The 12236-nt window shown below is 73.9% G+C and carries 10 protein-coding genes; 6 read left to right on the forward strand and 4 right to left on the reverse strand.

Going from position 1 to position 12236, the window contains the following annotated elements; translation table 11 throughout:
• Positions 1–57: 57 nt before the first annotated feature.
• The 3 genes from IGS67_RS03185 (at position 58) to IGS67_RS03195 (ending at position 2115) form a co-directional block, all read left to right on the forward strand.
• On the forward strand, positions 58–348 hold the full coding sequence (locus IGS67_RS03185) for a hypothetical protein (protein WP_192277709.1): 291 nt from the start codon (positions 58–60) through the stop codon (positions 346–348).
• Positions 349–433: 85 nt separating this feature from the next.
• Positions 434–1183: an alpha/beta hydrolase gene (locus tag IGS67_RS03190; protein WP_328741382.1), complete on the forward strand. Its 750-nt coding sequence runs from the start codon at positions 434–436 to the stop codon at positions 1181–1183.
• Between the two features lie 119 nt (positions 1184–1302).
• Positions 1303–2115, forward strand: coding sequence for an alpha/beta fold hydrolase (locus tag IGS67_RS03195; RefSeq protein WP_192277711.1), 813 nt, complete (start codon positions 1303–1305; stop codon positions 2113–2115).
• Between the two features lie 80 nt (positions 2116–2195).
• On the opposite strand, the gene IGS67_RS03200 is transcribed toward IGS67_RS03195, so the two are convergent.
• Both IGS67_RS03200 and IGS67_RS03205 read right to left on the reverse strand, forming a co-directional pair.
• Complete coding sequence (locus IGS67_RS03200) at positions 2196–2612, reverse strand: hypothetical protein (RefSeq protein WP_192277713.1); 417 nt, start codon at positions 2610–2612, stop codon at positions 2196–2198.
• Positions 2609–4750: a coiled-coil domain-containing protein gene (locus IGS67_RS03205; protein ID WP_192277715.1), complete on the reverse strand. Its 2142-nt coding sequence runs from the start codon at positions 4748–4750 to the stop codon at positions 2609–2611. The genes IGS67_RS03200 and IGS67_RS03205 overlap by 4 nt, the downstream gene beginning before the upstream one ends.
• Positions 4751–4990: 240 nt before the next feature.
• Between IGS67_RS03205 and IGS67_RS03210 the strand changes: the two genes are divergently transcribed.
• The 3 genes from IGS67_RS03210 to IGS67_RS03220 are packed head-to-tail and all read left to right on the forward strand — an operon-like array spanning position 4991 to position 8503.
• Complete coding sequence (locus IGS67_RS03210; RefSeq protein WP_192277717.1) at positions 4991–6514, forward strand: hypothetical protein; 1524 nt, start codon at positions 4991–4993, stop codon at positions 6512–6514.
• On the forward strand, positions 6511–7524 hold the full coding sequence (locus IGS67_RS03215; protein WP_192277719.1) for a hypothetical protein: 1014 nt from the start codon (positions 6511–6513) through the stop codon (positions 7522–7524). The genes IGS67_RS03210 and IGS67_RS03215 overlap by 4 nt, the downstream gene beginning before the upstream one ends.
• A 34-nt stretch (positions 7525–7558) precedes the next feature.
• On the forward strand, positions 7559–8503 hold the full coding sequence (locus IGS67_RS03220) for a tetratricopeptide repeat protein (RefSeq protein WP_192277721.1): 945 nt from the start codon (positions 7559–7561) through the stop codon (positions 8501–8503).
• 59 nt (positions 8504–8562) lie between these two features.
• Here the strand turns inward: IGS67_RS03220 and glgB are convergent, their stop codons facing one another.
• Together glgB and IGS67_RS03230 are read right to left on the reverse strand one after the other, a co-directional pair.
• Positions 8563–10746, reverse strand: coding sequence for a 1,4-alpha-glucan branching protein GlgB (glgB, locus tag IGS67_RS03225; RefSeq protein WP_192277724.1), 2184 nt, complete (start codon positions 10744–10746; stop codon positions 8563–8565).
• Positions 10747–10816: 70 nt separating this feature from the next.
• Positions 10817–12229 (reverse strand): maltokinase N-terminal cap-like domain-containing protein, encoded by a 1413-nt coding sequence (locus tag IGS67_RS03230; protein ID WP_192277727.1) that lies wholly within the window; start codon positions 12227–12229, stop codon positions 10817–10819.
• Positions 12230–12236: the final 7 nt, after the last annotated feature.

Consider the following 12236-nt stretch of genomic DNA (forward strand, 5'->3'; position numbering starts at 1 on the left):
AGCGGCCTGAGGAGCCCGGCATCCGGTCGTCCCGGTCCGCCGTGGCACGATGGGGACGTGCCGTCCAAGCGTCCCTCCCGTCGCCGCCCGTGGGGCGAGCCGCACCGTGAGCTCGACCTTGACCGAGCGACCGGCGGACGGTCGACGACGCAGCGGCGCGGCGAGGACTGGACTGTCCAGAAGATCCGCGCGAGCGACAAGGCCTACCGGTGTCCCGGGTGCCAGCAGGAGATCGGGCCGGGCACAGCGCACGTCGTCGCGTGGGCGCAGGACGGGCTCTTCGGCGCGGACGCCGCGCTCGCGGACCGTCGCCACTGGCACAACGCGTGCTGGGACCGCGCCCGCTGACGTTCGCGCCGTGGCCTGCGGTCGTGCCCGACGTCACGCGGGGCCGTCGCCCGTGGGGCGGTCGCCCGGGCTAGGCTCGGGCCTCGTGACGACCGAGATCCGCTCCACGACAGTCCTGCCCGCGCGTCGCGAGGACGTCGAGCTCCACACGGCCGACGGCCTCACGCTCGTCGGGGAGCTCGCCCTCCCCGCCGACCGCGACCCGGTCGCGACGCTCGTGACGCTCCACCCCCTGCCGACGCACGGCGGGTTCATGGACTCCCACGTCTACCGCAAGGCCGCCTGGCGCCTGCCGGCGCTCGCCGACCTTGCGGTGCTGCGCTTCAACACGCGCGGCACGTCCTCGCCGCGCGGCACGAGCGAGGGCACCTTCGACGGCGGCGAGGCCGAGCGGTTCGACGTCGCCGCAGCGATCGAGCTCTCCGAGTTCCGCGACCTGCCGCGACGCTGGCTCGTCGGCTGGTCCTTCGGCACCGAGCTCGTCCTCAAGCACGGCGCCGACCCGTCGATCGAGGGCGCGATCCTCCTCTCGCCCCCGCTGCACCGCGCGACCGACGAGGACCTGCGCCGCTGGGCCGAGTTCGGCCGCCCGCTCAAGGTCCTCGTACCGGAGCACGACGATTACCTCCGCCCGGCCGAGGCGCGCGAGCGCTTCGGCCTCGTCCCGCAGGCGGAGGTCATCGGCGTCGACGCCGCCAAGCACCTGTGGGTCGGGGAGGCCGCGGTGCGGCGCGTCCTCGACGAGATCGTCGGCACCGTCCTGCCCGGCCACGGCCCGCTCCCGACGACGTGGGACGGCGAGGCGACGACCGCCGACGAGCCCGAGACCCGCTGACGCCCGTCCTGCCCGTCCAGGGTGCCGTTCGGCCCCAGTGCGCCATGATGGTGACGGGCACGGCCGCACGGGCCGTGCGACGCTGCGGGCCCCGCGCCCGGGACGGGAGGCACCTCGTGATGACCGGAGACGGACTGCTCGCCCACCACCGCCTGCGTGAGGGGGAGGGCACGCCCCTCGTCCTCCTCCACGGCTTCCCGCTCGACTCACGCATGTGGCACGACATCGTGCCGCTGCTCCCGGGCTCGTTCCCCGTCCTCGCGCTCGACCTCCCCGGCATGGGGGCCTCGCCGTCGGGTCATGACGTCGCGCTGCGCCTCCAGGTGCCCGACGTCCCGTCGGTCGAGCTCCAGGCCGACGCGGTCGCCGACACGCTCGCCGAGCTCGGCATCGACCGCGCCGTCGTCGCGGGCCTCTCGATGGGCGGCTACACGGTTCTCGCGCTGCTCGAACGTCACGCGTGGCTCCTCGCCGGCGCGGCGCTCGTCGACACGAAGGCCGGCGCCGACGCCGAGGAGGCACGCGCGAACCGCCTGCGCATCGCCGACGAGGTCGAGCGCACGGCGACGGTCGACGAGGTGCTCGGGATGCGCCGGGGGATCCTCGGGGAGACGAGCCGTGTCGAGCGCCCCGACCTCGTCCAGCGGATCGACGGCTGGATCCGCGACCAGGGCCCCGCAGGGGTCGCGTGGTGCCAGCGGGCGATGGCAGCCCGGCCCGACCGCCTCGACGCGCTGCGGGCCTTCGACGGCCCGGTCGCGGTCGTCGTCGGCGACGAGGACGAGCTCTCGCCGCTGCCGGAGGCTGAGGCGATGGTCGGCGCCGCGCAGGACGCCGTCCTCACGGTCGTCCGTCGGGCCGGGCACATGACGCCCATCGAGCAGCCCGAGCCGGTCGCCGTCGCGCTCGCGGACCTCGTCGCGCGGGCCTGAGAGCCCCTGGGGACGTACGGGTCAGGGCCCGTGGCTACTCGTCGCGGCCACGGGCCCTGACCTGTTCGACGGACTCGGGGTCAGTCCTCGGGGACGACGCGCGCGAGCGCGTCACGCATGTCGATCGACTCACCGTCACGCCCGCCCTTGCCGAGGACGAGAGGCGGGTCACTCGGCTCAGGACGCGACCCGGCGAGCCGGGCACGCAGCCCCCCGGCGACCGTGAGGACGTAGAAGAGGCCGTCCTCGCCGACCGCGGCGGAGCGGTTGGCGCGGACGTACCACCCGCGCAGGCCCGTGCGGTACGGGCCGTTGCCCGAGTAGTCCCGTGCCTGGAGCGGCTCCGGCTCGACACCTCGTGCGCGGGCCCGCTCGACGAACGCCGCGATGAGCTCGCGTGCGACGGCCGTCTCGCCAGCCTGCTTCTCACGGAGCCGCTGCTCGTGGACGAGGGCGGCCTCGCGCCGCTGCTCGGCCCAGTCGCCCCCGCCGCTCATCGTGCTGCCTGCTCCGAACTGCTCTGCTCGTCGCCCGCCGCGTCCTCGTCCGTGGCCGTCGCGCCCTCGTCGGGCTCGACGGCGGGAACCTCGACCTGCGCGTCGGTCGTCCCGGCCTCGACGGCCTCGACGGCCTCGGCGGAGACAGCCGACGGTGCGGGCTCGGCGGAGGCCGCCGACGGTGCGGCGGCTGCCGCAGCTGCCGAGAGGTCGTCGGCAGCGGCCGATGCCGCCGCCGTGAACTGAGTCGTCTCGGTGCCCTCGGCCTGCTGCTCGAAACGCTCCTGGGCGACGGAGACCTTCTCGAGCGTGCGCCGCGAGGGGATGGGGTCGCCACCGAGAAGCGAGCGCAGCTCGTCGAGGTACGTCGTGATGGACTCGCGCTGCTTGTTGAGGTCGTCGACCTGGCGCTGCGCGGTCGTGCGCTCGCGGTCAGCCTCGCTCACGGCCTCCGAGAGGGTGCGCTCGGCGTGCTCGCGCGCGCCCGAGACGATCTCGTCGGCGTTGCGGCGGGCACCGGCGAGCAGTTCCTTCGCGTGGGCGTCGGACTCCTGACGGATCTTCTCGGACTGCTCGACCGCGCGGACGACGCGCTGCTCGGCGTCCGCGGCGTGCGCCTCGGCCTCCGCGACCATGCGGTCCGTCTCGGCGCGGGCAGCTGCCATGCGCTCGTCCTCGGAACGCTCGAACTCGGCCTTGCGGGTCGCGATCTCGAGCTCGGCGTCGGCGAGCGCCTTGCGGGCCTGCTCCCGCAGCGTGTCGGCGTCGGCCTTCGCGGACGCGAGGACCGCGGCCGCCTCACGGGCTGCCTCGGCGCGCTGTGCCTCGACCGCGAGGCGGGTGCTCTCGCGGAGCTCGGCGGTCTCACGAGCCGCGGTCGCGCGGAGCTCGGCGACGGCGGTGTCCGTGGTCTCGCGCAGCTCGGTCGTCTCCCGTTCCGCGGCCTCGCGGAGCGCGGTCGTCTCGAGGCGGGCGGTCTCGCGCTGCTCGGTCGTCTCGCGGTCCGTCGTCGCTCTGAGCGTCGTCACGTGCTGCTCGGTCTCCGTGCGCAGCGCCGTCGCCCACGTGTCCGTCTCAGCGCGGAGCTGAGCGACCTCGGCGGCTGCGGCCTCCCGGAGCTCACGGACCTCGCGGTCGGCAGTCGTGCGTGTGAGGGCCGCGTACTGGTCGGCCTCGGTGCGGAGAGCCTCGGTCTCCTCCGTGACGCGGCGGCGCAGCTCGGTCGTCTCGCGCTCGGCGGTCTGGCGGAGCGTGTCGGCAAACTCCTGGGCGCTTGCACGCAGCTCGGCGGCGGCGGTCTCGGCTGCCTGTCGGAGCTCACCCGTCTCGCGTGCCGCGGTGCGTCGCAGCTCGGCGGTCTCGCTGTCGGCTGCCTGGCGGAGCGCGGCGGTGTCCGCCTCGGTCTTCTGGCGCAGCGCCGACGTCTCGACGTCAACGGTGCGACGCAGGTCCGCGGCGTACGCGTCGGTCTCCTCGCGCAGCGCGGTCGTCTCGCTCTCGGCCGTCTGGCGCAGCGCGGCGACCTCGTCCTGCGTGCGCACGCGGAGCTCGGTCGTCTCGAGCTCGACGGCTGCGCGGAGGCTCGACGTCTCGCGCTCGGCGGTCGCGCGAAGTTCGGCGACCTCGGTCTGCGTGACGGACTGGATGCGAGCGGCCTCGCGCTCGGCGGAGCTCACCATCTCGTCCGCGCGGCGCAGCGCGCTCGTCGTCACGGACTCGGCCTCGGTCACTGCGGCGGCGCGGGTGTCGTCGGCCTCGCGTCGGGCGGTCGCGAGGATCTCGGCGGCCTCGTTCTCTGCGCGGGCACGGATCTGGCCCGCGGCGAGCTTGGCACGAGCGACGGAGTCGGATGCCTGGGCGTTCGCCTGCGCGACGACGTCCGACGACTGCTCCTCCGCGGACCGCATGAGCTGTTCGATGCGCGAGCCGAGACCGGAGTACGTCGGGCGCTCGGCCTCACGGAGCTGGCGCTGCGCGTCCGAGAGTTCTCCACTCATCTGGAGCGTCTTCTCGTCGAGCGACGCGACCTGCGCGCGCGCGGCGTCGAGCTGCTTGGCGAGGCGGGCGATCTCGCCGTCGACCTGGCCGCGGTCGTAGCCGCGCATGACGACGGGGAACAGAGGACGGTCTTCGGACACGATGAGCCTTCGGCGTCGGGAGTGGAGCATCGGATGCGCAGGTCCGCCGGGTGGTCGTCGTCGACTCCCGCCCGGGGGCGCCGTCCCAGCGTATCGGTTCACCCGCAGGTCCGGGACCCGGATGATGTGATCTGTGCCGGTGTGCAGATCCCGTGGTGAGGTGGCACGGGCTGGACCGCTCGTTGGCTGTCGCCGCGGGCGACACCGTAGGCTGGAGCGTCCGGAACGGAAGGAAACTTGGTGCTGCAACGCGTCATCGGTGCCGTGCTCGTCGCGCTCGGCGTGCTCTCGGTGGCCTTCGCCGTCGCCTCGGCGACGGTCTGGCGACCCGACGCCGTCGTCACGGCGTCGAGCACGAGCGGGGGTGCGACGACGCTGCTCGTCGTCGAGCCCGGTGTGCTCGACCTCGTCTCGGACGAGGTGACCGTGACCGCGAGCCGGAGCGACGGCGGCGAGGTCGCGGTCGCTCTGGGCCGTGAGGTCGACGTCCGTGGCTGGGTCGGGGAAGACGCGCACCTTGCCGTCACGGGTCTCGCGTCGTGGGACGCTCTCGCGACGCAGCTCGTCGCGGGGAGCACGACCCCTGTCGAGCCTACCGACGACGCGACGACGAAGCCGTCCGACGACGCCTCGACGAAGCCGTCCGACGACGCTTCCGCGACCCCCTCCGGCGACCCGACGACGAAGCCGGCCGATGGCTCCTCCGCGACCTCGACGGCGTCGCCCACGCCGGCACCGGACGTCGGATCCTCGGGTCTCGTCGGACCTGATCCGTCGGGCTCCGACATGTGGTTCGCCTCGGCCTCTGGCGCCGGCAGCGCGAGCCTCCCGGCTGGTACGGCCGTGGCAGAGGGACGCACGATGCTCCTCGTCGCATCCGTCGGCGACGGCGCGCCCGCGCCCGTCCTCACGCTCTCGTGGCGGCGCGAAGTCTCGTCGGCGTGGCTCGTCCCCGGCCTTGTCCTCGGGAGCCTGCTCGCGCTCGCCGGCGCGGCGGTCCTCGTCGCCGCCTCGCGCGGCGGGCTGCGCGCCGTCGGCGCGAGCACGCGCCGCAGCATCCTCGAGACCTCCGCCCGCACCGCCGCGACCCTCTCGCGCCGCGGTGGCCAGCGTGCCGAGCCGACCGACGAGCGACCGGCGTCGCCGACCCCCACGCAGCCGCCGACCCCCACCCAGCCACCGGCGACCCGGCCGGCGACGCCCGTGGCGCCCACGGTGGCGCAGGCCCCGTCCCCGTACGATCTCCGGCCCGGGCCCTCCTCAGCCGGCGGACCGGTGCCCGCAGGACCCGCCTACCGCGGGCCCGTGCCCGGGGTCGCCTCCGTAGCGGGCGCACAGCACGCCGACGAGCCCGCCCGGACCGCCGGAACCTCCGCGGCGAGCCCCTACGCGATGCGACCGAGTTCCCCGACGAGCGGCTCCGCGGTCGACCCCGCAGCCGAGACCGGGGCCCGACCGCTCACGCGGCGTGAGCTGCGCGAGCAAGCGGAGCGCGAGGCGCTCCTCGCGGCACAGGAGAAGACCCGTCGCCGACCCCGCACGGGCGCGCTGCCAGCCGTGCGCGCCGAGCGTGCAGGCGGCGGCACGGAGCCGACACCGACGCAGCCGACTCCTCCCGCAGCCGCGCCCACGCCTGCCCCCACGCCCGACGACTCGAACACCGCCCGGGCCGACGCCTGGCGGCGCGCCTGGGGCTTCGAGCAGCAGACCTGGACCCCGGACCCGCACGACGGCAGCCCCGCCCGCCCCGAGGAGGACGCATGACCCGCACTCACCGGACGGCACTCGCTGCGTCCGCGCTCGCGCTCGCGTTCGGCCTCTCGGCGTGCGCCGAGCCGCTCCCCACGCCGACGCCCGCGGCGACGCCCGTCCAGGCGCCGCCCGTGCTCACTCCCGAGCAGTCCGCAGCGATCCTCGGCTCGATCGGTGAGACCCTCGCGACGACCGACGAGGCCCGCAGCGACAAGGGCCTCAAGGACCGGCTTTCAGGACCTGCGCTCGCGATCCGCAAGGTCGAGCTCGCGGTCGCCAAGGCGACGAAGAAGGACGACTCGCTCACGAAGCTGCCGACGACGGCACTGTCGATGACGAGCCCCGTCGAGCAGGCGTGGCCGCGCGCGGCGCTCGTCGTCTCGGAGCAGCCCGAGCTCGAGACGGAGCGTCTCCTCGTCCTCGAGCAGGACGAGGCCCGGGACCCCTGGCGCCTGTGGTCGTGGGTGCGGCTCTTCCCGGGGGTCACGCTGCCGCGCTTCGCGGCCGCGACCGTCGGGTCGGCCGAGGTCGGTGCGGACGACGACGGCTACCTCGTCTCCGCGTCCGAGGCACTCGAACGCTACGCGGACGTCCTCTCGAAGCCGAAGAAGTCCAAGCACCTCGATCTCTTCGCCGACGACCCGTTCCGGGAGAGGGTCGCGCAGCTGAGCAAGCTCCAGAACGCGGCGCTCAAGCCCGCCGAAGGCAAGCAGACCATGACGTTCACCGCGGTGCCGGGCGCGCTCCACGCGTTCGCGACCGTCGACGGCGGCATGCTCGTCGTCGGTGAGCTCACGGCGCTCGAAGATCGCGTCGCCGAGAAGGGCGCGAAGATCTCGCCCGTCGACGACGTCGAGAAGCACCTCACGAAGAAGCTCAAGGTCGAGAACTCGATGGCGCTCACGTACACGACGGTCGTCGCGATCCACGTGCCCGCCGACGGCTCCGACGCGACGAAGGTCGACGTCCTCGGCGTCGAGCACGCCGCGACGAAGGCCTCGATCCCCGAGAAGAAGGACTGACGACGCGCGTCGTCCCCGCACGCAGGAAGGTGTCATGAGCCAGCCCCAGCCCGACCCCCGTCTCGACGTCCGCGGAGCCGTCGACCTCTCCTCGCTCGGCCGACCGACCGCGCCGCCCCCGGGCGAGCCCGGGGGCGCACCGGCGGCCGGGGGCAACGTCGTCGACGTGACGACCGAGACGTTCGGCGACGTCGTCGAACTCTCCGCGCGCGTGCCCGTCGTCGTCCTCATGTGGCTGCCGACGGACGACGCCGTCGCGCGCTTCGGCACCGCGCTCGGTGCGGTCGTCGACCGCTACGAGGGACGCATGCTCCTCGCGCGCGCGGACGTCGAGGCGCACCCGCAGATCGCTGCCGCGTTCCAGGTGCAGGGCGTGCCGTCGGTCGTCGCCCTCATCTCGGGCCAGCCCGTCCCGCTGTTCCAGGGCATCCTCGACGACGCGCAGGTCGGGGGCGTGCTCGACCAGGTCCTTCAGGCTGCCGAGGCCAACGGCGTCACCGGGCGCCTCGACGCCGAGGGCGGGGCCGCGGACGACGACGTCGCCGCGGAGCCCGAGCCGGAGCCGCTGCCGCCGCTCCACCAGAAGGCGTACGACGCGATCGACGCAGGGGACCTCGAGGGCGCGATCGCGGCCTACACGCAGGCGCTGCGCGAGGACCCCCGCGACGCGGCCGCGTCGGCAGGGCTTGCGAACGTCCGGCTCCTCGCGCGGACCGCGACGATGGATCTCGGCGCGGTCCGGGCGGCCGCAGCGGAGCGTCCCGCGGACCTCCAGGCCCAGCTCGACGTCGCCGATCTCGACCTCGCAGGCGGCAAGGTCGACGATGCGCTCGGTCGTCTCGTCGAACTCCTGCCGTCGCTCGACGCCGACGGCAAGGAGACGGTGCGCACGCGCCTCGTCGAGTACTTCGAGATCCTCGGACCCGAGGACCCGCGCGTCGGACCGGCGCGCCGCGCCCTCGCCAACGCGCTGTACTGACGCTCACGACGACGGCGGCCACCCCGGACCGGGGTGGCCGCCGTCGTCGCGCGTGGGTGTCAGCCCTCGTGCCGCAGGTAGATCGCGCCGAGCGGCGGGACACGCAGTGGCACGGAGAACCGCTGGCCCTTCCACGGCTGGTCCTCCGCGGTGACGCCGCCGAGGTTGCCGACGCCCGAGCCGCCGTACGCCGACGCGTCGGTGTTGAGGATCTCCGTCCACGTGCCAGCCGTCGGAAGCGGCAGACGCCAGCCCTCGTGCACGGTGTCGGCGAAGTTCACGACGACCGCGACATCCTGGCCGTCCGTGCCGCGCCGGAGGAACGCGATGATGTTCGCGTCGGCAGCGTCGGAGTCGAGCCACGTGAAGGCCGCAGGGTCGAAGTCCCGCTCCCACAGCGCCCCCTCGGCGCGATACACCGAGTTGAGGTCGCGCACGAGGCTCTGGACGCCCCGGTGCGGCGCATGGTCGAGCAGGTACCACTCGACACCCGAGCCGTCGTCCCACTCGGTGCCCTGTCCGATCTCGCAGCCCATGAAGAGCAGCTGCTTGCCCGGATGCGCCCACTGGTAGGCGAGCAGCCCGCGCAGCCCCGCGAACTGCTGCCACTCGCCGCCCGGCATCTTGCGCAGGAGCGACCCCTTGCCGTGGACGACCTCGTCGTGGCTGAGCGGCAGCATGAACTGCTCGGAGTACGCATACACCATCGAGAACGTCACCTCGTGGTGGTGGTATCGCCGGTGGATTGGGTCCGTCGCGAGGTAGCGGAGGGTGTCGTTCATCCACCCCATGTTCCACTTGAGCCCGAAGCCGAGGCCGCCCGCGCTCGTCGGCGCCGTGACTCCGGGCCACGACGTCGACTCCTCGGCGATCATGACGATGCCCGGGTTGCGCCGGTAGGCCGTCGCGTTGGCCTCCTGGAGGAACGTGATCGCCTCGAGGTGCTCACGGCCGCCCTGCACGTTGGGACGCCACTGACCGGGCTTGCGCGAGTAGTCGAGGTAGAGCATCGACGCGACGGCGTCGACGCGCAGACCGTCGACGTGGAACTCCTCGAGCCAGTATGTCGCGTTCGCGACAAGGAAGTTACGGACCTCGGCACGTCCGAAGTTGAAGACGTACGTGCCCCAGTCTGGGTGCTCGCCACGGAGCGGGTCCGGGTCCTCGTACAGCGGGGTGCCGTCGAAGCGCGCGAGCGCCCACTCGTCCTTGGGGAAGTGCGCGGGCACCCAGTCGAGGATGACGCCGACGCCCGCCGCGTGCAGCGAGTCGATGAGGAACCGCAGGTCGTCAGGGTGACCGAAGCGTGAGGACGGCGCGTAGTACCCCGTCACCTGGTAGCCCCACGACGGCCCGTACGGGTGCTCGGCGATCGGCATGAGCTCGACGTGCGTGAAACCCTGCTCGACGACGTACGCCGTGAGCTGCTCGGCGAGCTGGCGGTAGCCGAGTCCTGGACGCCACGACCCGACGTGCACCTCGTAGACGCTCATCGGCCCCGTGTGCGGGTCCGACTGCGCACGGCGCGCCATCCACGCGTCGTCCTGCCACACGTGCTCGGAGGCGACGACGACGGACGCCGTCGCGGGCGGCACCTCCGCGGACTTTGCCATCGGATCGGCCTTCTGCCGCCACGAGCCGTCCTGCGCGAGGATCTCGAACTTGTAGCGCGTGCCGGCACCGACCCCCGGGACGAAGAGCTCCCACACGCCCGAGCCGCCGAGCGAGCGCATCGCGTGCGCCGCACCCTGCCAGTGGTTGTGGTCGCCGACGACGCGCACCGCGCGCGCGTTGGGCGCCCACACCGCGAACGCCGTGCCGTGGACCTCGCCGAGCACGCTCGGGAACGTGCGGAGGTTCGCGCCGAGCACCGTCCACAGCGTCTCGTGGCGGCCCTCCTGCACGAGGTGGAGGTCGAGCTCGCCGAGCGTCGGCAGGAAGCGGTACGGGTCGTCGGAGCGCGTGACCTCGTCGCCGTAACGCACGCGGAGCCGGTAGTCGGGCACCTCGTCGACGGGCAGGACGACGCGCCATACCCCGTCCTGCTCGTGCTCCGCCGGGTGCTCGCCGTCAGCTGTGACGACGACGACCTCGTCGGCGAGCGGACGCAGGACCCGGACCGTCACCGTGCCGTTGTGCACGTGCGGCCCGAGCACCGAGTGCGGGGCATGGTGACGACCTGCGGCGATCGCGGCGAGCTGCGCGGCGTCGACGGGGAGCGGCGAGGGTGAGGACGGGATCATTGCACTACCTTTCCACGGCACGGGCAGGAGACAGGGGGACCGACGACCGGCGCGTCGGCTCCGGTGCAGGTCACCCGGGCACGGGCTCGTCCCCGTCGGGCGCAGGTGGCTTGCCGTGCGCGAGCAGCCGGTCGACCGCGCCGAGCGGGATCCCCAGCCAGTCGGGCCGGTTCCCGGCCTCGTAGACGACCTCGTAGAGCGCCTTGTCGAGCTCGAGCGCGTCGCGCAGGGTCTGCGTGAACGCGTCGTCGGGCGTGGGGTACGCCTCCGTGTAGCCCGCGAGGAACGCGTCACGCGCGTCGGTCGCCCACGTGGGCGACGTCGCCTCGCCGACGGCCGCCGCGTAGTCGAAGGACCTCAGCATCCCGGCGACGTCCCGGACCGGGAGGTCGGGGCGCTGTCGCTCCTCGAGCGGCCGCATGGGCTCGCCCTCGAAGTCGAGGACGCGCCACGTGCCGTCGCCCGCGCGGAGGACCTGGCCGAGGTGTAGGTCGCCGTGGATGTGCTGGAGCTCGAGCAGGCTCGCCTCGCCCGGAGCCTCGAGCAGGCCGTAGAGCCGCTCGATCGCGGGGAGACGCCCCGCGATCACGCTCGCGCTCGCGGCGGCGGCACGCGCCCGTCGGCGCAGCTCCGAGCGCAGCCATGCGAGCCCGACGGTCTGGCCGGCAGCGGGCAGCGCCTGCCGCAGCGCGACGTGCATGCCCGCGACGGTGCGGCCGAGCTCGGCCGCGTCCTCGGCGAACGAGAGGCCGCCCGTCGCGTACGCGCACGCGAGCTGGAACCCGTCCGACGCGTCAGGGACGAGCTCCGTGAGCACCCCGAGGTCGATCGGCTCGGCACCGGCCGGCACGTCGCCCTCGTCCTCGCCCGCAAGCTCGAGCCACGCGAGCGGGGCGGGCACGCCGTCCCAGCCGACCTGCACGAGCGCCCGCGGCACGTCGACGTCCGGGTTCGCGCCCGGCGCGACCGTCCGGAACAGCTTGAGGATCGCGCCGCCCGCAACCGCGGGCAGGAGGATCGACGTGTTCGACTGCTCGACCGTGAGCATGCGCGCGCCCGCGAGGTCGAGGCTCGCGGGCGGGGCGTCTGCCTCGCCCCACTGGGCGAGCGTCAGCCACGCCCGCCAGAACGTCGGGTCGTCGCACGCGTCGAGCAGGTCCGTGCCGTCGCCCAGCGTGCCGATCCACGACGGTGGTACCTCCTGCCCGACGGCGTGCGTGACCGACGGCCGCCGCACGACCGGAACCTGGACCGTGACGGTCGCCTCGGGACCCTCGACGCGCAGGAGGTGGACGATCGCGTCCGAGCCGTCGGCGAGCCCGAAGGACCGCCACGGCGTGATCGTCGTCGTCCCCGACTTTACGGGGAACCAGCGTCGCGCCGGCATCCACGCGCGCAGCAGTGCCAGCTGGGCGTCGTCGGGCGCAGGCGCCGGGACGAACGGTCCGAGCTGGTCGGTGAGATCAATGCGTCGACGGCTCATCCGCACC

The organism is Flavimobilis rhizosphaerae, assembly GCF_014852685.1.
Lineage (GTDB): Bacteria > Actinomycetota > Actinomycetes > Actinomycetales > Cellulomonadaceae > Flavimobilis > Flavimobilis rhizosphaerae.